The sequence below is a fragment of the Paraprevotella xylaniphila YIT 11841 genome, assembly GCF_900683745.1.
In the GTDB taxonomy this organism is placed as follows: domain Bacteria; phylum Bacteroidota; class Bacteroidia; order Bacteroidales; family Bacteroidaceae; genus Paraprevotella; species Paraprevotella xylaniphila.
In genome coordinates, this window is record NZ_LR215980.1 from 342138 (window position 1) to 368296 (window position 26159).

General features: G+C 51.2%; 11 protein-coding genes and 1 pseudogene. All 12 read left to right on the plus strand.

What is annotated here, in order from left to right; all coding sequences use genetic code 11:
* Positions 1-613 precede the first annotated feature (613 nt).
* The 12 genes and pseudogenes from E0E47_RS01415 (at position 614) to E0E47_RS01470 (ending at position 26040) form a co-directional block, all read left to right on the plus strand.
* The gene (locus E0E47_RS01415; RefSeq protein ID WP_232038288.1) at positions 614-4654 is read left to right on the plus strand and encodes an ATP-binding protein; all 4041 of its coding nucleotides are present in this window, start codon (positions 614-616) and stop codon (positions 4652-4654) included.
* 379 nt (positions 4655-5033) lie between these two features.
* Positions 5034-7976, plus strand: coding sequence for a glycosyl hydrolase 115 family protein (locus tag E0E47_RS01420; protein WP_130892671.1), 2943 nt, complete (start codon positions 5034-5036; stop codon positions 7974-7976).
* Positions 7977-8044: 68 nt separating this feature from the next.
* A complete protein-coding gene (locus E0E47_RS01425; RefSeq protein ID WP_130892672.1) occupies positions 8045-9211 on the plus strand; it encodes an alpha/beta hydrolase-fold protein in 1167 nt (388 codons plus the stop codon).
* A 105-nt stretch (positions 9212-9316) separates the two neighbouring features.
* Positions 9317-10369, plus strand: coding sequence for a glycoside hydrolase family 43 protein (locus tag E0E47_RS01430; RefSeq protein WP_130894299.1), 1053 nt, complete (start codon positions 9317-9319; stop codon positions 10367-10369).
* A 15-nt stretch (positions 10370-10384) separates the two neighbouring features.
* Positions 10385-11755: a glycoside hydrolase family 43 protein gene (locus E0E47_RS01435; RefSeq protein ID WP_130892673.1), complete on the plus strand. Its 1371-nt coding sequence runs from the start codon at positions 10385-10387 to the stop codon at positions 11753-11755.
* Positions 11756-11816: 61 nt separating this feature from the next.
* Positions 11817-13127: a glycoside hydrolase family 43 protein gene (locus E0E47_RS01440; protein ID WP_172604742.1), complete on the plus strand. Its 1311-nt coding sequence runs from the start codon at positions 11817-11819 to the stop codon at positions 13125-13127.
* Positions 13128-13168: 41 nt separating this feature from the next.
* Positions 13169-14797 (plus strand): glycoside hydrolase family 43 protein, encoded by a 1629-nt coding sequence (locus tag E0E47_RS01445; RefSeq protein ID WP_130892675.1) that lies wholly within the window; start codon positions 13169-13171, stop codon positions 14795-14797.
* 114 nt (positions 14798-14911) lie between these two features.
* Positions 14912-15757: pseudogene (locus tag E0E47_RS01450) on the plus strand (sialate O-acetylesterase); the annotation flags it as partial.
* Between the two features lie 32 nt (positions 15758-15789).
* Positions 15790-18123: a CE1 family esterase gene (locus tag E0E47_RS17480; protein WP_232038289.1), complete on the plus strand. Its 2334-nt coding sequence runs from the start codon at positions 15790-15792 to the stop codon at positions 18121-18123.
* A gap of 65 nt (positions 18124-18188) precedes the next feature.
* Positions 18189-20618, plus strand: a complete 2430-nt coding sequence (locus tag E0E47_RS01460) for a glycoside hydrolase family 95 protein (RefSeq protein ID WP_130892676.1) — start codon at positions 18189-18191, stop codon at positions 20616-20618.
* Between the two features lie 29 nt (positions 20619-20647).
* Positions 20648-23239 carry a glycoside hydrolase family 2 protein gene (locus E0E47_RS01465; protein ID WP_130892677.1) on the plus strand — a complete coding sequence of 864 codons (2592 nt, stop codon included), beginning with the start codon at positions 20648-20650 and terminating at the stop codon, positions 23237-23239.
* A 440-nt stretch (positions 23240-23679) separates the two neighbouring features.
* Positions 23680-26040: a glycoside hydrolase family 127 protein gene (locus E0E47_RS01470; RefSeq protein WP_130892678.1), complete on the plus strand. Its 2361-nt coding sequence runs from the start codon at positions 23680-23682 to the stop codon at positions 26038-26040.
* Positions 26041-26159 lie beyond the last annotated feature (119 nt).

The window sequence follows — 26159 nt, forward strand, 5'->3', positions numbered from 1 at the left end:
GAAAAAAAATGTTTTTTCAGCCAGATGAAAAATCATTCGGCTGAGATTGGGTCTTATTTTTGGTTATGAAAGTATAAAAACGAGCTTGTAGTGTGAAATCGTGTGAATGTTTCGGGCGAAAAAATCTGTGGAATACACTTGAAACGGACTTTTCTTTGCCGGAAAAATGGCATGGTAATTGCATTCTGTTACCAGGACTATTCAAAACATATCATTTTTCTATTTGGAGCTATAAACCGAATATCTGTTTTCAGATTGATTTTCAGGTGGAATAAAAGTCTATCTCTTAACAAGAGAGCGACTGGCATACGTTACGCGTTGAATATCAAATTTATATATAGATGAATGGAAATAAGAACAAAAACGGAATAATCACTTTATATTGGCATTTCCCAAAAATATTCTCTAAATAGCGTTTAAAAATCAGTTTTTTCCTTTAATTTTGTATGCCAGTCGCTCTCTTGTTAAGAGATAGACCGTTTGGGCGTTCAAAGACAGGGGGGGATTTAACGGAGATATAGAAGAAAGAATCTATTGAATTGATATTTTATCTAAAACCATGAACGGTAGAAAGTATTTTTTAAGTTTATTTTGGACTGTGTGTGTTATCGCAATGAAAGCACAGTCGCCAATTTCTTTTACGTCCGATCAAGGATTGTCGAATACACGTATCCGTTCCATAACGGAGGACAGTCGGAAAAACGTTTGGATTTGTACCCAAAGTGGCCTGAACCGTTACGATGGGGTGAAAATGAATGTTTACCGGCATCAGGACGGGATGTCGGGAACCTTGGGGCATGATATCGTCACTTGCGTCTTGGAAGTAGAACCCGGGTGTGTGTTGGTAGGCATGGAGTCCGGGGTGCAGGTTTATTCTTACGATACGGATAAGTTTACCGATGTACCTCTGTTGGCAGAAGGAGGCGATACGCTTTCTGCCCATATCGTTTCGATGGCCAAGCTTTCCGGGGGAGACGTATACGTCTGTACGGCAGGATATGGATTATACCTGTTGTGTAAAGGGGACAAGGGCAAAATGTATTTGAAGGAAACGAAAGAAATGCAAAGTGGCTCTCCTCTTTTGCAACTGTTTGAAGATAAAAAAAGGCGTTTGTGGATGTTGGGGGCGGATGGTTGCATATACTGTCGTGCGGAAGGGAAGGTGCATAGGTTAGCCCGGCGACCGGGTGCCGTGGATTTTTGCCAAAGTTCGTCCGGACGTGTTTATTTGGCTATGCAGAATGACGGGCTTCTGTGTTATTCCGAAAAGGACCGTAGTTTCTACCGGGTTTCTTCCGGGCATGAAAGTGGAGTCATCGCTTCCATCAATCCCGGAACGGACGGGCAGGTCCTGATTGCCACCGATGGGGGAGGCTTACGGGTGTATGACGAGTCTACGGGACGAATCACCCAAAGTCCTATCCGTACGTATGAGTACAATCTGGCTACCTCCAATGTGAAAGAAGCCATTGTGGACAGTGACGGGAATACATGGGTAGGTGTGTATTGGAAAGGCGTATGGGTTATGCCGGACATGGCTACGGGCTTCGACTATGTAGGGCGGCGATCGGTACAGAAAAACACCATCGGCACGAACTGCGTGACCGCCATAGTCGGAGACGGCAGGGGCGACTTATGGTTGGCAGCCGACCATTGCGGGGTGTACCATCTGAAAGCGGACGGGAGCAGCAGCGTGCATTTCAAGCCCGGAGTGGTGAAGACCATGCCTTCTACGGTGGTGAGCATCCTGGTGGACTCGGAAGGAGGTGTATGGCTTGGTTCCACGTGGTCGGGTGTATCGAAAATGAATCCGGAAACGGGGGAATGTACCCGTATCGGGGCATGGGTAAAGGGTGGGGAGAAAATCCCCAATGCGTATGCCATGGTGGAGGACGGGGCCGGTAACATTTGGATAGGCACGAACGGTGACGGGTTGTACTGTTACCGGCCGAAGACGCATGGATTGGAACATTATCAAGTGAGGGAGGGCGACGAGGTTCGTTATCCTGACAGGATTTTGTATAACTCTTATATTACGGCGTTATTGGTATGGGGGGATTGCCTTTATGTGGGGATGGCGGACGGGATGGATGTGTTCCGGTTGACACCGGAAGGTCCTAAAAGGAAAGGGAGGTTTTTGCCAAAAGCCAATGTCCGGGATATGGAGATTGGTGAAGACGGGGTGCTTTGGGTGGCTACGTCTACCGGTCTGGTACGTTTCGATGTAAAGGACGGCAGTATGAAGTCTTATACGGCGGCAGACGGGCTTCCCACGAATTCTCTGTGCAGCATAGAGAGGGATGCCGGCGGAAAGGTGTGGGTGGGTACGGATGACGGGCTTGCTTGCTTCAATCCGGCCAAGGAGACTTTCGACAATTATCGTATCGAAGACGGGTTGCAAGGCAATGAGTTCGGTGCGAAGGCTTCGTATGCCCAAAACGGTCTGTTGTATTTCGGAGGAATCAACGGGCTGACTTGTTTCCGCCCTTCTGATGTGGGAAAGAGGGATGGCGTGAACCTGGAAAAAATGGATTTACGCATCGTGGATTTCTACGTCAACGGTAAAGCGGTTCATGCGGGTGACCGTTCCGGACATTATACGATTATCGACCGTTGGCTTCCGTTGACGGACGAAGTAAACCTTTCCCATCATGACAAATCTTTCAGTGTAGAGCTTTCCACGATGTCTTTCAGCAACTCTCGCGTGACCTATCGGTATTGTGTCAATGATGGTGAATGGATGGCCTTGGAACATGGGCAGAACCGCATATCTTTTGTGAACATGGAGGCGGGAACCTACCGCATAAGGATAAAGGCGGAGGCATACGGGGAGTCGTCGGATGTGAAGGAACTGACGGTGAAGGTGCATCCGGTATGGTACCTGTCTCCATTGGCTGTCATGGTCTATTGCGTGCTTTTCCTTTTCATTTGCTATATGGTATTTTTGCAAGTCAAAGAGCACTTCAAAACCAAACGGATTTTTGAAAAGCATCGCCAGGAAGAGGAATTGAATGAGGCCCGGATCCAGTTTTTCATGAATATCAGTCATGAAATACGTACGCCGATGACGCTTATCCTCAGTCCGCTTATGAAATTGATGAAGCAAGATCAGGATGAAGCGCATCAACGCAGTTATTCGCTCATGTATCAGAACTCTCAGCGTATCCTCCGGCTGATCAATCAGTTGATGGATGCGCGTAAGATAGAAAAAGGGCAGTTCCGTCTGAAATACCATAAGGTGGAAATGGTGGGGTTTGTCAATAATCTCTATGAGTTGTTTGAAACCACGGCCCGTAACCGGGGCATTACGTTCTGCTTTGTGCACGACATGGAACGGATGGATGTTTGTGTGGATCCGCAGAATTTCGACAAAGTAATCATGAATTTGCTGTCGAATGCGTTCAAGTTTACTCCCGACGGGGGGGACATTACCATCGAACTGAAGGAGGTGGACGGCAATGTCTCGGGCGAACGGGACTTCAGGCTTTCGGTGACGGACAGTGGGGTGGGAATCCCCGACCAGGAGAAGAAGCGGGTGTTCGAGCGTTTCTATTCAGGCAAGTGGGGAGGCGATTACGTCGGTACAGGCATAGGGCTGAACCTGACAAAGTTGCTGGTAGAGCTGCATGAGGGGCATATTTGGGCAGAGAATAATCCTAAGGGCAAGGGCACGCGTTTCATCGTGCAGATGCCTCAGGCGTTGGAATTGTTGGAAGACATTTCGGATGACAAGATGCCCCGGGCTGTTTATTCCGCACCGTTGGAGGCAGAGCATGTGGCAGAGACGGTAGCCGAATTGCCGGAAGAAAAGAAAGGCGGAAGCAAGCACGGACGTATATTGGTCGTGGAGGACGAGACGGCTATACGGCGTTATCTGCATGGTGAGTTTTCCGGGGAATATCATGTCTGTGAATGCAGCAACGGGCAAGAGGCATGGGACTACATTGTCCAGAACGTTGAAAAAGTGGATTTGGTCGTGAGCGATGTCATGATGCCGGTCATGGACGGTATTGCGCTTTGCCGCAACATCAAGGGAAGTTTCAACACGAACCATATACCGGTGATTCTTTTGACGGCAAAAAGCGATGATGCCGACCGGTTGGAAGGATTGTCCATAGGAGCTGATGCCTATATGTCCAAACCTTTTAATATGGATGTCTTGCGGCAGACTGCGGAAAACCTGTTGAAAAACAAGCGGAGGCTTCAGGGCAAATATAGCGTGGCTCAACAGGAAGGAAAAATAGACAAGATAGAATGGATGTCTCCGAACGACCAGATGATGGAACGGGTGATGAAGGTGATCAACGAGAATATTTCCAATCCGGATTTGGGTGTGGAATTCATTGCCGATAAAATAGGTATCAGCCGGGTACATTTCCATCGGAGATTGAAAAACGCGACGGGACTGACTCCGCGCGACTTTGTGCGGAATATCCGCCTTATGCAGGCTGCAAAGCTGCTTTCAAGGACGGATACCGATGTGACCGGCGTGTCGGTGGCCACCGGGTTCAGGTCGGCATCTACGTTTTCTACATGCTTTAAGGCTTATTATGGTATGTCGCCTACTGAATATGCCCACAAGAATTCCAAGTCGGAAGATGGACCGGAAAATAATGAGGGCGGGAATGTGGCAGAAGACGGACATGAACAGTAGCTTCTGATGTAACAGGATGCTATGTGAAATGTAATATCCGGGCATTTGTTACAAAATAGCAAAAATCCGTTACGCAGGAATAAACAGGAATGGTTTGTTTCTGCGTAATTTTGTATCTGGTAATTTCTTTTGTCCTGTGGATGTCTGATTCGCATGTTTGATGGGCATTGGGATTTTGGTAAAAGGTACAAGTCTTTTCATATAATGTTAGTTAGATTTAGAATGCGGAGTGCGTTGGGAAGTGATTCCCGGCGCACTTTTTTTCCGTTTATGGGATAAAAAAGCGCTTTTGTTACTTTATCAAAAAATAATGTTACATAGGCGAAATTAAGCAATGCCTTTTTCGTGTAACTTTGCGAGAAACAATAAAAGGTGAACCATGAAAAGTAACTTCTTGAAAATATGGGTTTGTACTTTCTTCTTTGTGGAAGGGATAGTGAGTGCATGGGGGGCAGGTCATGTGGCCTTCTCGCCATTGCGCGGTGCTTTTTGTCTTGCCGGGCACGGGCGTGCCGCTACCATCCATGTGGATACGGCAGATTATAAAGGTGTGTATCTTGCCGCCCTAAATTTGGGGACGGACATCGGAAAAGTGACCGGAACGAAAGCCGATGTCTCTACGGCTTTGCCCATGGGGCAGGGAACTGTGATAGCCGGGACGCTCGGCCGGAACCGACGGATAGACGAATGGGTGAAACAGGGGAAAATTGACGTGTCTGCCATCGAAGGGAAATGGGAGAGCTTCCTGGTTCAAACGGTGGAGGGGAACCTCGTGATTGCGGGGAGTGATAAGCGTGGTACAATCTTTGGCATATATGACCTTTCGGAAAAGATAGGTGTTTCGCCGTGGCACTATTTTGCCGACGTTCCAGTACAGCGGCACGAAGTATTGTTTGTGAATCCGGGGCGGTATGTACAGGGTTCACCGAAAGTGAAATACCGTGGCATTTTCCTGAACGACGAATGGCCGAGCCTTGGCGGTTGGGCATCCACGAAGTTCGGTGGGTTCAACAGCCGCTTTTATGCCCATGTGTTCGAACTGTTGCTCCGGTTGAAAGCCAACTACATGTGGCCGGCCATGTGGGCCAGTTCGTTTTATGAGGATGACCCGGCGAACGGACAGTTGGCAGACGATATGGGCATCGTGATGGGCACTTCCCATCATGAGCCGATGATGCGTCCGCATAAGGATTATACCAAGCGGCGGAAAGAAGTAGGGCCTTGGGATTACGCCACTAATAAAGAAGGCATTGATTCTTTCTTCGTCGAAGGGGCGGAACGGAGCCGTAAGTACGAAAGTATCGTGACCATCGGAATGCGCGGTGACGGGGATGTGGCCATGGGAGGCGGCACGGATGAGGAGAACATGGCTGTGTTGTCGGATGTGATTAAAGGACAACGTGAAATTCTCGGACGTGTACATGGGAAAGACCCTGCCGGAATACCGCAACTTTGGGCGGTGTTTACGGAGGTACAACGTTACTACGACAAAGGTTTCAAAGTGCCGGACGATGTGATGCTGCTTTTCTGTGATAACAACTGGGGATATATCCGCAGGGTAGGACCGTGGCGGGAACAGCGGCGCAAAGGAGGCATGGGGTTGTACTACCACATCGACATGAACGGCGGACCGTGGAATGACCGATGGATTAACACTACGACCATCCCTAAGTTGCGCGAACAGTTCAATTTGGCTTACCAATCGGGCATAGACGACTTATGGATTGTGAATGTGGGAGACCTGAAGCCAAAGGAATTGCCTATTGATTTTATTATGCGTTATGCTTGGAATCCAGATGCCATACAAGCGGATGAAACGGATGATTACCTGAGGGGGTGGGCACGGCAGAATTTCAGCGGGGCGCATGCGGATGCCATTGCCGGCATTGTGTCCCGTTATTCCCAATATAACCTGTGGCGGAAACCCGAAGTGCAGTCCACCGATATATTCAGCGTCGTAAATCACCGTGAAGCCGACCGTGTGACGGAGTTATGGCGTGCATTGGTACATGATGCGGATTCTGTAGGACAACTTATGCCTCAGGCATACAAAGACGCTTATTACCAGTTGGTGCTTTATCCGGCCAAAGCTTCGGCCGGAGTGGCAGAAATCTATTTAGCTGCGGCAAAGAACCAACTTTATGCGCGGCAAGGACGTGTGACGGCAAACGATTATGCGCGGCGGGTGGAGGATTTGTATATGGCGGATACGGCCATGACCGCCTATTATAATAAGGTGTTGGCCGGAGGAAAATGGGAGAAGATGATGAGCGATATTCATTTGGGATATACCCAATGGTCGATGCCTAAAAAAGATTCCGTTCCGCAGGTGGTACGTGTGGAGCCTTTGTCGAAGCCCGTGATGGGCGTGGCCGTGGAAGGAAGCGAGGCGGCATCGCCGGAAGGAGATTTGGAACTCCCGGTTTTTGATAATTTTGAGAACCGTAAGTATTACATCGACATCTTCAATCGGGGGACGAGGGCGTTCGATTTCAAGGTCAAGGCCGGCGAGCCATGGATGGACGTGAGCCTTAGGAAAGGGACAGTGGAAACAGAAACCCGTCTTTGGGTCGGTATAGATTGGACGAAAGTAAAGGTCGGAAAGACGGAAGGCATGCTTTATATTTGTCGGGGAAGGGAGCGTGTGCCGGTGAAACTCCGTGTGGTAAAAGCTGAGAGGCCCGTTCAGGTAGAGGGGCACTGGTTCGGAAATGCTTGCGGAAATGAGTTCTCCGTACCTGCATGGCAGTTCAACGCTTGTTGGCCCGGACGATATGCAAAGTGGACTTTCCTGCCCGGTTTGGGCCGGGGTAAGGGCTGCATGGGACTGACACCGGTCACGGCACCTTCGGTTGAGGCGTTCCAGGATGCTCCATGTCTGGAATATCAGGTTTATTTTCCGAATACGGGGATGCAGACAGTTTGTCTCGGTATCCTTCCCACGCAGGATGTGGCACCCGAACGGGGTTTGCGGTTGGCTTTTGGTCTGGATGATGGGAGTATTCATACGTTGGATGCTCGTCAGGGATTTGTGGATACTTTCGGTGAATATACTTCAAAGAATTTGAAAAACTCACCGAACCTCAAACCACTTCCTTCTCGTAACCGGACGCTGAAACTCATTAACGGGACGGGAAAGAGGCGCAATGAGGTGTTTGACAACCTGCGTTGGCTGACGGCGGAATTCAAGGTGGACCAACCGGGATTGCATACGTTCAAGGTTTATATGGTTGATCCGGAAATCGTATTAGAGCAGTTGGTGTTCAATCCCGACAATACGCATCCGAGCTATTTCGGTGCACCACCGGTCAGGCATCAGTGAGAGCGGGAGCGGTGGAACGTATGGTGTTTTGGAAATTTAATTGGTATTCATTAAAATAAGATTGGAATATGAAAACAGGAATGCGGAATTCGAGAATGATATGGGCTTTCGTATGGGGAACCCTTACGGTCGGTGGGGGCCAAGGCTTGTGGGCGCAAGGCGCGGAAAGTTCCATCTACAATGTGCCGATGGCAGAGTATCCGAAAGTGGACGGGCAGCGACGGGCCATTTTCCGGTTGCGTGCCCCGGAAGCACTTTCTGTGCAAGCCGATATTTGTGGAAAGAAATATCCGATGAAAAAAGGCAGTGACGGAATGTGGACGGTAACGACCGACCCGTTGGTGGTAGGTTTCCACTATTATTTTTTCATTGTAGATGGCGTGCAGGTGACAGATCCGGCTTCGGATTGTTTTTACGGTTGCGGCCGTATGGCAAGCGGAATAGAGATACCGGAAACTCCGGAAGAGTCCGCATACTACACGTTTAACCGTGGCATTGCCCATGGGCAGGTGCGTGAATGCCAGTATTATTCTGAGGTAGAAGGACGTGCACGTCGCTGTTTTGTTTATACTCCTGCGGAATACGAGACTTCGCCAAAGAAGAAATATCCGGTGCTTTACTTACAACATGGCATGGGAGAAGATGAACGTGGTTGGCATGAACAGGGACACATGGCCAATATTCTGGACGGACAAATTGCGAGTGGGAAATGTAAGCCTATGATTGTGGTGATGGATTACGGTAATTGCGGATATATCCATGGGGCAAAAAGAGGAGAGACGCGGGATGAATTCGGTGCATCGTTTGGTGACATCATGTTGAAAGACATCATTCCGTTTGTGGAGAAGACGTTCCGTGTGGAAACCGACCGTGACCATCGTGCAATGGCCGGACTTTCGTGGGGAGGACATCAGACTTTCCAAATCACGTTGACACATTTGGACCGCTTTGCACATATCGGAGCTTTCAGTGGAGCCATATTGATGGCTCCGGGACAGGATATAAAAGGCGTGTACGGAGGTGTGTTTGCCGATGCGGAGAAGTTCAACAGCCAAGTACATACACTTTTTATAGGTCAAGGAACAGAAGAAGGCATGGGGAGTGACCGTATGAGCCGATCGCTTAAGGAAGCAGGTATAAATCATGTGTATTATGCCTCGCCCGGCACACATCATGAATGGCTGACGTGGCGGCGTTGCTTGAATGAGTTCCTGCCTTTGTTGTTCAAGGAGTGAGAGGATAGGAAGGAACTGATAAGGAGAGAGTATAAAACGTAAGTAAGGACATGAGTTAAAGAAGTTATACACATGAGGAAGAACTTGATATTCGGGATGGTTATGATGTGTTCATTATGGGGGCATGGTCAACTACCGACTGTGAAGACATTTGAGATGAAGGGCAATCCCATTGTGACGGATAAGTTTACGGCTGATCCGGCTCCTATGGTTCACGACGGAACATTGTATTTGTATGTCGGACACGATGAGGCACGCAACGGAGAGATGTTTAACATTACGGAATGGCTGTGCTATTCCACGAAGGACATGAAGACGTGGACAGACCATGGAGCTGTATTGAAACCTACTGATTTTTCTTGGGCCGTAGGCGAGGCTTGGGCATCCCAGGTGGTAGAAAAAGGCGGGAAGTTCTATTATTATACCACAGTGCAGGCTGGCGAGCCTTACACGGGCAAGGCGGTAGGTGTGGCTGTGGGAGACAGTCCTACGGGCCCTTTTAAGGATGCCATCGGGAAACCGTTGATTACGGATGCCATGACCCCGAATGGAAAAAGGGGATGGTGGAACGATATCGATCCAACGGTTTTCATAGACGATGAGGGAACTCCTTGGTTGAGTTGGGGAAACGGGACATGTTTCTTGGCCAAACTAAAATCCAATATGACGGAATTGGATGGAGAGATACAAATATTGGAATTGCCCCATTACGTGGAAGGGCCTTGGTTGCATAAACGGGGGAATTTGTATTACTTGACCTATGCTTCTATGGGAAAAGGGCGTGAGATGATACACTATGCCACAGCGGAATCCATAGGCGGGACGTGGACTTACCGGGGGGCTTTGACCGGCATGGCGGAAAACAGTTTCACGATACATCCCGGAATCATAGAATTCAAAGGACAGTGGTATCTGTTCTATCACAATGCTTCGCTTGTCATCGGGAATCAGGCCGGTGCCACAGGGCGCAGAAGTGTTTGTGCGGACTATCTGTATTATTTGCCGGATGGTTCCATGGCATACGTGGAACAGACGAAAGCCGGACTGACGCAACCTCCCAAAACGGCTGAAGACGTATCGCGGATAGCTAATCCTTATCCGGAGGAACCGAAGGAAGTGAAGAAGCGTGCGGTAAACACCGATGGTGCGGTGAAGTAATCATTATACGATGATATGATGAAGCAAGTGGAAGTTATGAAAGTCTTGTCGGCCTTGTCTTTAGGATTGTTTTTCATGGACTTGTCTGCTCAAAATCCGATAGTGCAGACCCATTATACGGCCGATCCGGCACCGATGGTGTACCGGGACACCTTGTATTTATATGTAGGGTGTGACGAAAAGGACGCACCCCGGAATGCCTACTTGATGCGGGAGTATCGCTTGTATACGACTACGGATATGGTGAATTGGACCGACCACGGTGCGGTGCTCCGTACGAGCGCTTTCGGTTGGTCGGCGGGCGATGCCAGTGCGGCGCAGTGTATCGGGCGGAATGGCAAGTTCTATTGGTATATTTCTTCGCAGAACCGGTTTAAGCCCGGCTCGTCCATCGGTGTAGCCGTAGGTGATACCCCTTACGGTCCTTTCAAGGACGCTTTGGGACATGCGTTGGTGACGAATGACATGACCACATACGCCAAGCACAGTTGGGATGATCTCGACCCGTCCGTGTTTGTGGACGATGGCGGGCAAGCATGGTTGTATTGGGGAAATGGCGTGTGTTACCGTGCCAAGTTGAAGGAGGACATGGTGTCGTTGGACGGAGGTATCGAGGCCATCGACCGGAAGGATGCTTCGTCCTTTTCTGGAGGCTTCACGGAGGCACCGTGGATTTATGAAAGGCAAGGGCGTTATTATCTGGTTTATGCGTCCGGATTCCCCGAATCCATCCATTATTCCATGGCAAAGTCTGCCGGTGGAAAGTGGGAGGCACAAGGTGTGGTCATGCCGACGGAGAAAGGAAGCAACACCAACCATCCGGGTATCGTGGATTTTAAGGGACATTCCTACTTTTTCTATCATAACGATGCCTTGCCCGGTGGGCACAGCTATTGCCGTTCGGTGTGTGTGGAAGAGTTTGCTTACGGTGCCGACGGGACGATTCCGGAGTTGCACATGACATACGAGGGGGTGAAGCAAGGTGTCGGCACGTTAGACCCTTACCGTCGAACGGAAGCCGAGACTATCGCTTGGTCGGAAGGGGTGACTTCTGCCGTTTCGGCCGAGAAAGGGGTATATATCACCGGAATACACGACGGGGATTATATCAAAGTGCGCGATGTGGATTTCGGGGAATCCGGTCCGACGAAGTTCGTGGCAGCTGCTTCAAGCCGTTACCATGGCGGGGAGATGGAGTTGCGCATAGATGGGCGTGACGGTGAAATCATAGGCAAGGTCCGCATTCCTTATACTGGCGAGTGGGATAAGTGGGGGGAGTTTGCTACGGATGTGAAAGCCGTTACGGGAATACATGATTTGTATTTCGTATGCAGGGGAAAGAAGCCTCATGAGTTGTTTAATTTTGATTATTGGTATTTTAAATGAAATAAAAGGTATGAAAATAAGTAGATTGAAACATTGTATCGGGGGATTGGCTTTATGGCCAATGGCGTTGGCGGCACAGAATCCTATCGTGCAGACCATGTACACGGCAGACCCGGCACCGATGGTGCACGATGGTAAGTTGTTTTTGTACACCAGTCACGACGAAGACGCTTCCACATGGTTCGTGATGAATGACTGGAAGCTTTATACGACGACCGACATGGTGAACTGGACCGACCACGGAGCGGTATTGTCTTACGAGACATTCTCGTGGGCGAAAGGTGATGCTTGGGCCATGCAATGCGTGGAGCGCGGAGGCAAGTTCTATGCTTACGTGCCCGTGACGATGAAATCGGGGGGAGGTGCTATCGGAGTAGCCGTGGCAGACAGTCCTTATGGCCCGTTCCACGACCCGTTGGGAAAGCCGTTGGCGCAAAGCAAACGGGGAGACATCGACCCCACGGTCCTTGTGGATGACGACGGGCAGGCTTATCTCTATTGGGGAAATCCTTTTTGTTATTATGTGAAACTGAACGAAGACATGATTTCCTACAGTGGTGACATCGTCCGTGTCCCGATGGTGGAGGAGGCGTTTGGCAAACGTGAGGGCAACGTGGCCGAGCGTCCGACGCTCTATGAAGAAGGGCCTTGGTTGTACAAGCGCAAGGATTTGTATTATTTGCTGTGGGCGGGAGGCCCCATATCGGAGCACCTCGGTTATTCCATGAGCAAAAGCCCGACAGGCCCGTGGAAGTACGGTGGTGTGTTGATGCCTACCGAAGGACGGAGCTTTACCAACCATCCCGGTATGGTGGACTATAAGGGAAACACTTACCTGTTTTATCACAACGGGGCGTTGCCCGGTGGCGGAGGTTTTACCCGTTCGGTATGCGTGGAACAGGCGGAATTCAATAAAGACGGGTCGATTGTCCCGTTGAAAATGACCGCCGGGATAGAGAAAGGGTTGGAGACGCTGAATCCTTTCCGGAAGACGGAAGCGGAAACCATCGCTTTCTCCGAAGGGATGAAAGCTTCCCAGAATGAGAAAGTGGGCGTGTTTGTCAATGCCATGAAGGACGGGGCTTACATCAAGGTGAGGGACGTGGATTTCCGTGAAGGAGGCGCGTCCCGTATCACAGCTCGTGTGGGCACGACGCACAACGGCGGCGTGACGATGGAAGTACGTGCCGACGGTCGTGAGGGACGGTTGTTGGCCACATTGAAGGTGCCTATGACCGGAGGAGACAACCGTTGGGCATTGGTTTCTTCCGAAATAGAACGGATAACCGGCGTGCATGACCTGTATTTTATTTGCAAGGGGAACAAACCCGGCAGGTTGATGTACTTCGATTATTGGATGTTTTCAAAATAATGGTTTAATGTCTTCATTATAATAGGAAAATGAGAAGGATAATGAAAAAAAACAGCTTTTGGGGATGGTCGTTTGCTTGTGCGGTTGCGCTTTCATGGCATGCTCCGGTGTTTGCCGCATCTCCTGAAATGCGACTTACGGAGGTACAGCCCGCCACATTTAAGAATCCGGTGGTCTGGGCCGATGTGCCCGACCCGGATGTGATTCGTGTGGGGGATTATTTCTATATGGTCAGCACGACCATGCACCTGATGCCCGGGGCACCGGTCATGCGTTCCAAAGATTTGGTGAACTGGGAGACGGTCAGTTATCTTTTCGATAAGTTGCATGAGACTCCGAAATACGATATGGAGGAAGGTACGGTATACGGACGGGGACAATGGGCTACATCCATCCGTTATCATGACGGTAAGTTTTATGCCTTGTTCTCTCCAAACGATGTGCCGTACCGTTCTTTTATTTATACTACGGACGACCCGGCTAAGGGTTGGACTTTGCACAGTCGTATGAAGCATTTCCACGACTGTTCTTTGTTCTTCGATGATGACGGACGTGCCTATGCCTTTTATGGTACGGGGCAGGTTACTGAATTGGAACCGGATTTGTCCGGTGTGAAAGAAGGTGGTTTGAACGTCACCTTGCCGGTGAGGGATGAGGAGGAAAAGGGACTGCTTGAAGGTAGCCGTATGTTGAAACATGACGGGAAATATTATCTCCTGATGATTTCCTGGCCCAATGGGGGGAAACGCCGGCAGTTGTGCTACCGGGCCGACAAGATTGACGGTCCGTACGAAAAGAAGGTCATCTTGTGCGATAATTTTGCGGGCTTCCCTTACGTAGGACAAGGGACGATTGTGGACGATGCCGAAGGAAACTGGTATGGTGTGATATTCCAAGACCGTGGCGGCGTGGGGCGTGTGCTGACATTGTCCCCTTGCCGTTGGATAGACGGCTGGCCTATGTTGGGCGATGAAAACGGTCGTGTGCCGGAAGTGATGGAAGTGCCGGTGAAAGGCGGACCGGTCATCCCCTTGGTCGTAAGCGATGAGTTCGATGGGGATAAGCTGAAGATGGAATGGCAGTGGAACCATAACCCTGTGGATGAGGCTTGGACACTGAAGGAACACAAAGGATTCCTACGTTTGAAAACCAATAAGATAGTACAGAATCTGTATGAAGCCCGTAACACGCTTACCCAACGGATGGAAGGGCCGGAATGCAGCGGACGCATAGGTCTGGATGTCAAGGGGATGAAGGATGGTGACCGTGCCGGATTCGCCGCCTTTAACGGCCATTCCGGTATCCTGACCGTGGAGAAAGACGGGAAGGACTTGTTCTTGGTGATGACTGAGGAGGTTGTGTCATTGACCGACAAGGAGAAGAAAGTCACAGGGGTGGAACGGAAAGAATGCGCCCGTGTCAAGCTTCCTCGTACCAAGAATGTTTACCTGCGTATAGATGCGGATTTCCGTTTGAAACGGGATATAGCCGTGTTCTATTACAGTCTGGACGGTGAGGAATGGACGAAAATAGGTTCTGATTTCAAGATGCGTTTTGACTTCCGTAAGCTCTTCATGGGCACGAAGTTCGGCATATTCAATTATGCCACGAAGACGGGTGGAGGTTACGTGGATGTAGACTATTTCCGGTATGAAAAGGTTGAAAAGTGAAAATCGCGATTAAGCTCGGCAGAGGAAAGCTTGCTTGCCTCTGCCGAGCGGGAGCGATTTATGCAAAAAGTACGTGGAATTGAAGAATAAAATGGCAGAAAGGGAAACTGAATGATGAAGAAGATTATATTAAGTGTATGTATGTTGTGCGCATCCGTGGGAGGATGGGCGCAAAAGGATGGGGGAAAACCCGATCCGGACTTTTACGTGTTCCTCTGTTTCGGACAGTCGAACATGGCGGGCAATGCCCGTGTCGAGAACCGGGATTTGCGAGACGTGGATGAGCGGTTCCGGATGATGGCGGCAGTGGATGATTCAGGGCGGAAACGTGAAAAAGGGAAATGGTACACGGCGGTGCCTCCGCTTTGCCGGCCGGGGGATGGACTTACTCCGGTGGATTACTTTGGTCGGACATTGGTGGCCACGCTTCCGGAGAATGTCAAGGTCGGTGTTATCAACGTGGCTATCGGAGGCTGTCATATCGAGACGTTCATGGAGGATAGTATTGCAACGTATGTGGCCCACCGTGCTCCGGGTTGGATGAAAGGCATGTTGAAGGATTACGGCAATGACCCTTATGCCCGTTTGGTGGAGATGGCCCGTTTGGCCCAGAAGGATGGCGTGATAAAAGGTATCCTGGTTCATCAGGGCGAATCCAACACGGGCGACAAGGCATGGCCGAAAAAGGTGAAAACAGTCTATGAAAGCCTGTTGAAAGACCTTGGGCTAAAAGCCAAGGACGTGCCCCTCTTGGCGGGGGAAGTGGTCAATGCCGACCAAGGTGGCGTATGCGCTTCGATGAATAATATCATCCGTACTCTTCCGCAAGTCGTTCCGACAGCTGCTGTGGTATCTTCCGCCGGATGCACGTGCGCTACGGACTCGTTACATTTCGATGCGGCCGGTTACCGTGAGTTGGGACGGCGTTATGCTGAAAAAATGTTATACCTTTTAGGAAAGAACAGTCGTTGAAAACCTGAATCTATATGCAAATGAATAAACTTATAGGAACTTGTCTGCTCTGCGCTTGGGTATGGGGAATGCAGGCAAACGCGCAAGAGAGCATCAAAGTGGGTAATACAACCCGTAACATGATTACATACGCCCCCGAGGGATTGCCTTATAATCCGCCTTTGGTCATTTCGTTACATGGAATGAATCAGGATGCCAATTACCAAAAAGGACAGGCGAATTGGGAAGCCGTGGCCGATACGGCCAAGTTTGTGGTGGTTTACCCCAATGGTATCAATAAGGCTTGGGATATATCCGGAGATACGGATATAAAGTTTCTGGAGACGATTATCGACACGATGTACAACCGTTACCACATCAACCGTAACCGGGTATATCTCTCCGGTTTTTCCATGGGCGGTATGATGACGTACCATGCCATGGCGCGGATGGGTGATAAAATTGCGGCCTTCGGCCCGGTGAGCGGTATTCCGGTGGACTACCGTAATCCTTCAGGCAGACGTGCAGTGCCCATCATCCATACGCACGGCACAGCTGACAACGTCGTATACTACAACGGGGATGCCAACCATCCGGCCGGAGGGTATGGAAGTATACCGGAATATGTGAAGAAGTGGGCTGCGTTCGACGGTTGCGACATGAATCCCGAAGTCATCAAACCCTATCCTGCCGGTAAACCGGGGTCATCGGCTACATATACCCGGTATTCCGGAGGAAAGGACGGAGTGGAAGTCGTGCTCATTTCAATAGAGGGCAAAGGACATTGGCACTCCAATGATCCGGCCAGTGTCATGACGACGGAAGAAATCTGGAATTTTTGCAAGCGATATTCGTTGGGACCAGAGGAACCGGAACCTCCTGCGTTGGTGTCGGCTGAGCCGGAAAACCATTCTTTTGACTTGCCTTCGCAGGATTTGGCTTTTGTTTACACCTTCGATGAAGCGGTAGATGGTGGAGAAGCCAAGGCTATTCTTTCCGGCGAAGGCATGGAATATCCGCTTGTGTTATCTGAGAGTGGTTTTAGCAAACGCTTGACATTCCGTTTGCCGGACGGGGTACAGTTGCCTGATGGGGATTATACGCTGAGAGTGGAACATTTGGAGAACGAAGCGGGAGGTGTCTTGCAGTCGTGCGTGTTCACTTATACGATAGGAGTGGTTGAGGTCGGCGATGAACTTGCCATAGAGACGTTGCTTTCACCTGTTTGGAGAGAAGAGCAAGCGGTGGTGGGCGAAGGCATACCTACCGGTTGGAAGCGTGTGAACAGCCGTAAGGACGGCACGAAGGATGAGAAAGGATCGGGGGCCGCCAATACAGGCGGTGCCCGGCTGAAATACTTCCCTGAAGGAGGTGATTTCGATGCGGGGTTCTATTTGAGTGCCCGTGATTACGATGTATGTGACTTTTATTTTGGGAGTTACGATGGGTATCGTCTGCACTTGTTGCCCGGACAATACGTATTGTCATTCAATTCCGTATATTGGAGTGCGGGGTCGGAAGAAGGAAAGGCCACCTTTGATGTGCAAGTGACCGATGGGACAGGCAAGGGCGTGTGGTCGCAGGTCGGGCTGCTTTCTTCTGGATGTATGGACGAGGTCTCCACGGAAAAAGTAAAAGGTTCCAAAGCGCATGAATATGTGTTTTCCATAACATCCGAAGGTAATTATGAATTGCATTTTACGATGTCTCAGGGGTGGAATTCCATCATTCTTGGTGGGATAAGGATGACGACTCAGCCTTCTGTGGCCGACGTGTACAAAGGTGGCTTCCTGAGATTGATGAAAGAAGCGGCGCGGGGATACGAGGCAACGGCATCGGATTGTTATGCCGCTTCGGAAGATTTACGCGCAGCTTTGAAAATCGTGTTGGATCAATATGAAGGTTTCGTTTCCACAGCTCCTTCGGAGTATGAAGAAGCGATGGAGGCGGTAGAGGCTGTATGGCTACCTTTGGCTGACCGGAAAGAAAGCGTAGACGTGTATGTGAATGCTTTGGAAACGGCACAGGAAGCTTTATCCGGATGGGAGAAGGACGGGTTTGACTTGACAGCACAGGCTTATTTGGATTTGAAGGAGGCCGTGCGGGACTGCGCATTCGGGCAGGTGGACATGACAGACAACTTGCGGATGCGGGATGCGGCGGAAAGTTTGTCCGGCTATGTGCAGAAGTTGCGGGAGGAAGCCTTGACGGTGGACGGCGTGACGGTGTCGGGGCGTCCTGTAAGTGTGGAGCATTATGATTTGAGTGGCCGTAGGATAAAGCCCGGTTGCCGGGGCGTGACGGTGGTGCGTGAACTTTACCGTGACGGCAGTGTCCGTGTGCAAAAAAGGTTGAATGTTTTTTCTTCTTTGTAAAGGCGAAGACTTTTTATTTGTATATCTTTGTAGGAGGTTAGGAAATATTGAAAAAATCGAGTACGATGAAAAAGAAGTTATTGGGAGCCTTGCTTTTGCTTTGTAGCTGCATGGCATGGGCGGGGGATTTGAAACTTTGGTATGGCAAGCCAGCCAAGGATTGGACGGAGGCTTTGCCCGTGGGCAATTCCAAATTGGGTGCCATGGTCTATGGCGGCACCGGGCGTGAGGAACTGCAGTTGAATGAAGAGACATTCTGGGCCGGCGGTCCTTACGACAATAACAATCCGAATGCGTTGTACGTCCTGCCGGTAGTTCGGAATCTGATATTTCAGGATAAGACACGCGAAGCCCAACGGTTGGTCGATGCCAATTTTTTTGCACGCAAGGATGGCATGAGCTATTTGACGATGGGAAGCCTTTTTCTGGATTTCCCGGGGCATGATAAAGCTACGGATTTTTATCGTGACTTGGATATCGGGAATGCTACGGCCACTACCCGCTATAAGGTGGACGGCGTGGCTTATGCCCGCACTGTGTTTGCCTCTTTCACGGATAGCGTGATTGTGGTGCGCCTGCAGGCCGACAAGGCCGGGGCTTTGGCTTTCACGGTGGGCTACGACGCTCCTTTAAAGCACGAAGTCAGTGCCGATGGAGACATGCTTTCCATCGCTTGTGAGGGCAAAGACCAGGAAGGTGTAAAAGCAGCCTTGCGTGTCGAGTGTCGCGTGAAAGTGGTGAGCGACGGCAAGACAACCGCCGACGGGAAAAAACTGGAGGTGGTCGGTGCAACGAAAGCTACGCTTTACCTGTCGGCGGCTACGAATTACGTGGACTACCACGATGTGAGCGGTGATGCGGCTGCCCGTGCCGACCGTTGCCTGCAACGTGCTGTCCAGATTCCTTATAAGAAAGCTTTGGAAAAACATGTGGCTTATTACCGGGAATTGTTCGGACGGGTGGAGTTGGATTTGGGTGAGACAGAGGCTGCGGCGCGTGAGACCCCTTTACGTATCCGCGATTTCAGTCAAGGTGGAGATCCGTCGTTGGCTGCGCTTTTGTTCCAGTATGGCCGTTATTTGTTGATTTCCTCTTCCCAACCCGGCGGGCAACCGGCTAATTTGCAAGGCATTTGGAACCGCAGTACGAATGCTCCTTGGGACAGCAAATACACCATCAATATCAACACTGAGATGAATTATTGGTTGGCCGAGGTGGCCAACTTGAGTGAGATGCACCAACCCTTGTTCTCCATGTTGGAAGACTTGTCCGTGACGGGGGCGAAGACAGCTCGTGACATGTACAATTGCGGAGGATGGGTGGCCCATCACAATACCGACTTGTGGCGCATCAGCGGCGTGGTGGATTTTGCAGCGGCCGGCATGTGGCCGAGTGGAGGGGCATGGTTGGCCCAGCATCTGTGGCAGCACTACCTGTTCACTGCCGACAAAAAGTTCCTGAAAGCTTATTATCCGGTATTGAAAGGCACGGCCCGTTTCTTTTTGGATTTCCTGACCGAGCATCCTTCTTACAAATGGTGGGTGGTGGCTCCGTCGGTGTCGCCCGAGCACGGTCCGGTAACGGCAGGTTGTACGATGGACAACCAAATAGTGTTTGATGCCTTGTACAATACTTTGCAGGCTTCTGAGATTGTGGGCGATGATGCCGCTTTCCGCGATTCTTTGGCGCAGATGCTCGACCGGTTGCCGCCCATGCAAGTCGGACGGTACGGCCAGTTGCAGGAGTGGTTGCAAGACGTGGACGATCCTAAGGACGAGCACCGCCATATTTCCCACCTTTATGGCCTTTATCCGAGTAACCAGGTTTCCCCGTTTTCGCACCCCGGACTTTTCCGGGCTGCCCGTACTACGTTGGAGCAGCGTGGCGACAAGGCTACGGGGTGGAGCATCGGGTGGAAGATAAACTTCTGGGCGCGCATGTTGGATGGCAACCATGCTTATCGTTTGATCAGCAACATGCTTCAGTTACTGCCCAGTGATGCCGTGGCGGGGGAATACCCAGAAGGCCGTACATATCCTAATATGTTCGATGCCCATCCGCCTTTCCAGATTGACGGCAACTTCGGGGCTGCGGCCGGTATTGCAGAGATGCTGTTGCAAAGCCACGACGGGGCGGTGCATCTGTTGCCTGCCTTGCCCGATGTGTGGAGAGAAGGCCGTGTGAAAGGTTTGCGGGCACGCGGGGGATACGAAGTGGACATGGAGTGGGCCGATGGCCGTCTGTCGTCTGCCACCGTGCGTTCCACCGTAGGGGGTACGTTGCGTTTGCGTTCTTACGTACCGTTGAAAGGCAAGGGCTTGAAGAAAGCTTCGGGCGTGTGTCCCAATAGCTTGTTGGCTCCAGCCACAATCAAGGAACCTTTGTACTCGTCCGAACTGAAGGCACGTCCGTCGGTTTCCGTTCCCGAAGTGTATGAATATGATGTGCAAACCCAACCCGGGAAGACTTATAAATTCCGCATAGGGAATTTGTAGGTTTCCCCTAAAAAAATAATCACATAAGGATGAAACAGGTTGTATGGATATGTTGGTGTTGGCTTAGCTGTATCACGTTGGGGGTACAGGCCAAGAAGACGGATAACCGCGAGGTGGTGAATTTGAACCGTGAGTGGACTTATCAGCGTGGCGATTATCCGGGAGCCGAACAGGCAGATTATGACGATTCAGGATGGGAGCACGTCGGCTTGCCCCATTCGTTCAGCATTCCCTATTTCATGTGGAAGGACTTTTATACCGGTTACGGTTGGTATCGCAAGACAATAGTGTTGGACAAGGCTGACCTGAAGCGGGAAATCTTTTTGGAGTTCGACGGAGTGTTCCAAGTGGCAGAAGTATATATGAATGGCCGTTTGGCCGCGACGCATAAAGGGGGCTACACCGGTTTCAACGTCCGTCTCACGCCATACATGAGAAAGGGAGAGAACCAAATCGCCGTACGGGTGGACAACTCGTGGCGGGGCGACGTGGCTCCGCGTGGAGGTGAACATGTGTTTAGTGGAGGTATCTACCGTAACGTGCGTCTGGTGAAGAAGAACCCCGTGCACATCGATTGGTATGGCACGTTTGTGACCACGCCGACCTTGGCTGCGCATAAGGGACGTTCGTCCTCCGTCCGTGTACAAACCGACGTGCGCAACCTGACGGACCAAGTGGGAACGTATGAATTGCAGATACAGGTATTGGATGAAAACCGGCGTGTCGTGTCCGGACAAAGGGCTGTCCGGCGCGTGGAAGCGCAAAGTATGGCTCGGTTCGATTTGTCTACTGATGAAATAGAGGGCGTGGCCTTGTGGCATCCGTCGCATCCTCATTTGTATTCGGTGGTGTGCAGCCTGTACAAAGGGCGCAAGTTATTGGACAGCGAAGAAGTGGCGTTCGGCTTCCGGTGGTTCGAGTGGACAGCCGACAAAGGTTTTTTCCTTAACGGGGAACATTTCTTCTTCCGGGGGGCGAATGTCCACCAGGACCAGGCTGGTTGGGGCGATGCCGTGACCGAAGAGGCCATGCGGCGAGACGTGCGGATGATGAAGGAAGCCGGCTTCGACATGATTCGTGGCAGCCACTATCCCCATGCTCTAGCTTTTGCAGAGGCATGTGACCGGGAGGGGATGCTCTTCTGGTCCGAAACCCCGTTTTGGGGTACGGCGGGGCCGAAAAAGGACGGAAGTTGGACCGCCAGTGCCTATCCCGTGAAGGAGAGTGACGTTGCGGGATTCGAGAGCAACGTGCTTGCGCAATTGGAAGAAATGATACGTATCCACCGTAACCATCCTTCCGTATTTGTGTGGAGCGTGAGCAACGAACCGTTCTTTACCGACGGGAAGACGATTCCGGCTGTGAAGGCCCTGTTGAAAAAGATGGTGGACACGGTGCACCGCCTCGACCCTACGCGCATGGCGGCCGTCGGAGGGGCACAACGCCCGTTAGGAGACGACCGTATAGACAAGATAGGCGATGTGGCCGGGTATAATGGCGACGGGGCCAATATTGTCGACTTCCAACGGCCCGGCATTCCCAGTGTCGTGACGGAATACGGCAGCACGTTGGCCGAGCGTCCCGGCAAATACATGGCCGGATGGGGCGATTTGGCCCGTGACGAAGGTTGGAAAGGACGTGAATGGCGGAGCGGACAGGCTATTTGGTGCGGGTTCGACCATGGCAGCATTTTCGGAGAGAGCATGGCGCGGTTGGGCATTGTGGACTATTTCCGCCTGCCCAAGCGTTCGTGGTATTGGTATCGTAACGAATACGGGCACCGGTTGCCTCCGTCGTGGCCGCAAGAAGGCGTGTCTGCGCGTCTACGTCTGGAAGCTTCGAAGACAGGAGGCATCTTGGCCGACGGTACGGACGATGTACAGTTGGTGCTCACGGTATTGGATAAGGAAGACCGCGAGTTAAGCAATAGTCCGGATGTGACGCTTTCCGTCATTTCCGGTCCGGGAGAGTTCCCGACCGGGCGTTCCATCACGTTCTCGGCCGACAGCGACATACGGATTGCGGACGGCAAGGCTGCCATGGCACTGAGATCTTATTATGCAGGCCGTACGGTGGTGGAGGCCTCTTCGTCCGGATTGGAATCCGCCCGGGTGCAGCTTGAATTTACGGGTGCGCCGGAATATGAGGAAGGCAAGTCGGTCCAAGTGCTTTCGCGCCCTTACGTGCGTTTCACTCCCGGCCATGTGGAGTCCGTGCTTCAGGTTTACGGTCCGGACAGTCCCACCTTTGCCAGTAGCTCGTCTGAGGGCCATTCTCCCGGTTTTGCGGCAGATGGCGACCGGAAGACTTATTGGAAGCCTGCTGAAAGCGACGCGTCTCCTTATCTGACGCTCGATATGGAGCGGACATTGGAGGTGCATTCTGTGAAAGCCCAGTTTCCTCCGGAAACCCGTCAGGGTTTCAATGTAGAGTTCTCTGTGGACAACGTGGAATGGGTTCTGGTTTCGGATGGAGTTGTGGCAGAAGGGACATCATGGGAGAAGACGTTGGCGCATCCGCAAAAAGCCCGTTTCGTACGTTTCTCTTTCCCGTCGGAAGGGAACGGACAGCGGTCGGCCGTGGCCGAGATAGAAGTACATGGCAAAGTGGATGCCCGTTGAGTGGACGGGATATGCAGGGGCGTGCCGTAGGTGGAAATCTTTGGAAAGTAAATATTTATTCATTCCGGGTTTATTCGGCTGAGATTACGGATTTGTTTGGCGCAGATTGGAAAATCATTCTCCTGAGAATGAAAAATCGTTCTCCTGAGAATGATTTTCGATTCTGCGGAACAATGTAAGTTGTTGAAATAGAATGTGTAATACTTGGGGTAATCAAGGCGTTACGAAAGGGTACATGTCATGGATATTTATCCCGGTGCGAATCGGTGTCTGGGAGTCGCATGGACGAAAGGGATGGCATTCCGGGAAAATAAGTAAGATGTGGACGGTTATGGTTGCGCCGGTTGGAGTAAATTCGTATATTTGTGCGTGTAAGAATGACACCCATCCGTGAGAGAGTGGGTGAGGTCGGATTAAAATTAGAAAATGATATAAGAGATATGAATGTATTGAAAACATTATGTTCGGCATCATTGCTGGTGGTGATGGCTTCGGCAGATGCCCGGATTCCGGTGAAAGTGGAGACTTTCCCGTTGAGTGACGTGAGACTGATGCAGAGTCCGTTTAAGCATGCGGAGGATTTGGATATCCGTTATCTGCTCGGGTTGGATCCCGACCGCCTGTTGGCACCTTATCTGAAAGGTGCGGGCTTGGAACCGAAAGCCGACAATTATACCAACTGGGAAAATACCGGTCTGGACGGCCATATCGGGGGGCATTACGTTTCGGCACTTGCCTATATGTACGCTGCCACCGGGAACGAGGAAATCAAACAACGGTTAGACTACATGTTGTCCGAATGGAAAAGGGCGCAGGACGCTGCCGGTGACGGATACCTTTGTGGTGCGCCGAACGGGCGCAAGATATGGGATGCCGTGTCTAAGGGGGACATACAGGCTTCTTCTTTCGGACTGAACGGAGGGTGGGTGCCTTTGTACAATATCCATAAGACGTATGCCGGTTTGCGTGACGCCTACGTGGTGGCAGGCTGTGCGCAAGCCAAGGACATGTTGGTGAAGTTGACCGATTGGATGATGAACCTGACGAAAGACCTGAGCGATGAACAAATACAAGATATGTTGCGTAGCGAACACGGGGGATTGAACGAAGTGTTTGCCGATGTGGCCGACCTGACGGGAAAGGACGGCTATATGCAACTGGCCCGCCGTTTCTCGCACCGTGAGATTCTCGACCCTTTGTTGAAGCAGGAAGACCAACTGACGGGCAAGCATGCCAATACCCAAATCCCGAAAGTCATCGGTTACAAGCGTATTGCGGACTTGGAAGGGGACGAAAGTTGGGACGATGCGGCACGTTTCTTCTGGAAGACGGTGGTGGATCAGCGCAGTATCTCCATAGGTGGCAACAGCGTGCGTGAGCATTTCCATCCCTCGGAAGACTTTTCCAGCATGCTGACGAGCGAACAGGGACCGGAGACCTGCAATACCTATAATATGTTGCGGTTGACCAAGATGTTGTATCAGACCAGTGCGGACGCACATTACATGGACTATTACGAACGGGCGTTGTACAATCACATTTTGTCTACCATCGATCCTGTGCAAGGAGGCTTCGTATATTTCACGCCGATGCGTTCGGGGCATTACCGGGTGTATTCCCAACCACAAACAAGCTTTTGGTGTTGCGTAGGTTCCGGAATGGAGAACCATGCGAAATACGGGGAGATGATTTATGCCCATGGCGGGGATGATTTGTATGTGAACCTGTTCATACCCTCGGTGTTGCAGTGGGGAAAGGTGCGTGTAGAGCAACGGACGTCTTTTCCTTATGAAGAAGCGACCACCCTTCGCCTGTCGTGTAGCAAGGCTAAGACGTTTACAGTGAAATTCCGTGTGCCGGAGTGGACGGACGCTTCCCGGATGGAGTTGACGGTGAACGGGACGGCCCAACCTGTTTCGGTTTCCGGCGGTTATGTGGCGGTCAGCCGTAAATGGACGGACGGGGACGAGGTGCGGTTGACTTTGCCGATGTCGCTCCGGGCTGTGGTTTTGCCTGACGGGTCGGACAACTATTCGTTCATGTATGGTCCGGTGGTCTTGGCTTCCCGTATGGGTAAACAGGAGCAGGTCGGATTGTTCGCCGATGACAGCCGGGGCGGCCATATCGCGGGCGGGCCGCAGTGGCCTTTGCAGGACATGCCGGTGATTGTGGGCGACAAGGACGAACTTCTGTCACATATCGAAAAGGTGGAAGGGAAACCATTGGAATTCAAGCTTCGCGGTGTGCGTCCCGAACGTTATGAAGGGATGGTGTTGGAACCGTTCAATCGCTTGTATGAATGCCGTTATATGGTGTACTGGCCGGTGATTTCTCCCGAAAAACTGAAAGCCCAACAGGAGGAACTGGCACGTGTGGAGCGTGAACGGAATGCTTTGGAGGCTGCGACGGCAGATAAGGTCATCTGTGGGGAACAGCAGCCGGAGAGCGACCATTTCATCCAGTCGGAGCAGTCGCGTACGGGAAGCCAGGGCAATCGCCATTGGCGTGCTGCGGACGGGGCAGGTTGGTTTTCGTACCGTATGAAAACGAATGGGCGCGAAGTGGCCCGTTTGCGGGTGACTTATGCGGCAGAAGGTAAAGACGTGGCTGCTACAGTCTCGGTGGACGGGCAGGCGGCAGGCATATTGGGACAGCCGGATGGCAAGGGTATGCAGACGGTTTTCCTTGATTTGCCGGAAGGTGTGTCCGGGAAAGACGTGTTGACCGTGCGGTTTGCCCCTTCCGGGAAAAGTTCGACACCGCGTGTCTATGAAATAAGATTGTTGGTGGCTGACGAGTAAAACAAGAGTGTCAGGGCTTGTCCTGCAAGTAAAATGCAAAACCGCTGGAGGAGGAACTCTTCCAGCGGTTTTTGATACATAGCCGGTTATTTTTCCAGCTGTTTGTGTTTCCATGATAA

Excerpts from the sequence above, each read along its gene's own strand:
- E0E47_RS01440 (WP_172604742.1), top strand. The coding sequence starts at position 11,817 with ATGGCGTTGGCGGCACAGAATCCTATCGTGCAGACCATGTACACGGCA.
- E0E47_RS01445 (WP_130892675.1), top strand. The coding sequence starts at position 13,169 with ATGAAAAAAAACAGCTTTTGGGGATGGTCGTTTGCTTGTGCGGTTGCG.
- E0E47_RS01465 (WP_130892677.1), top strand. The coding sequence starts at position 20,648 with ATGAAACAGGTTGTATGGATATGTTGGTGTTGGCTTAGCTGTATCACG.
- E0E47_RS01460 (WP_130892676.1), top strand. The coding sequence starts at position 18,189 with ATGAAAAAGAAGTTATTGGGAGCCTTGCTTTTGCTTTGTAGCTGCATG.
- E0E47_RS01415 (WP_232038288.1), top strand. The coding sequence starts at position 614 with ATGAAAGCACAGTCGCCAATTTCTTTTACGTCCGATCAAGGATTGTCG.
- E0E47_RS17480 (WP_232038289.1), top strand. The coding sequence starts at position 15,790 with ATGAATAAACTTATAGGAACTTGTCTGCTCTGCGCTTGGGTATGGGGA.
- E0E47_RS01420 (WP_130892671.1), top strand. The coding sequence starts at position 5,034 with ATGAAAAGTAACTTCTTGAAAATATGGGTTTGTACTTTCTTCTTTGTG.
- E0E47_RS01435 (WP_130892673.1), top strand. The coding sequence starts at position 10,385 with ATGATGAAGCAAGTGGAAGTTATGAAAGTCTTGTCGGCCTTGTCTTTA.
- E0E47_RS01425 (WP_130892672.1), top strand. The coding sequence starts at position 8,045 with ATGAAAACAGGAATGCGGAATTCGAGAATGATATGGGCTTTCGTATGG.
- E0E47_RS01430 (WP_130894299.1), top strand. The coding sequence starts at position 9,317 with ATGTGTTCATTATGGGGGCATGGTCAACTACCGACTGTGAAGACATTT.
- E0E47_RS01470 (WP_130892678.1), top strand. The coding sequence starts at position 23,680 with ATGAATGTATTGAAAACATTATGTTCGGCATCATTGCTGGTGGTGATG.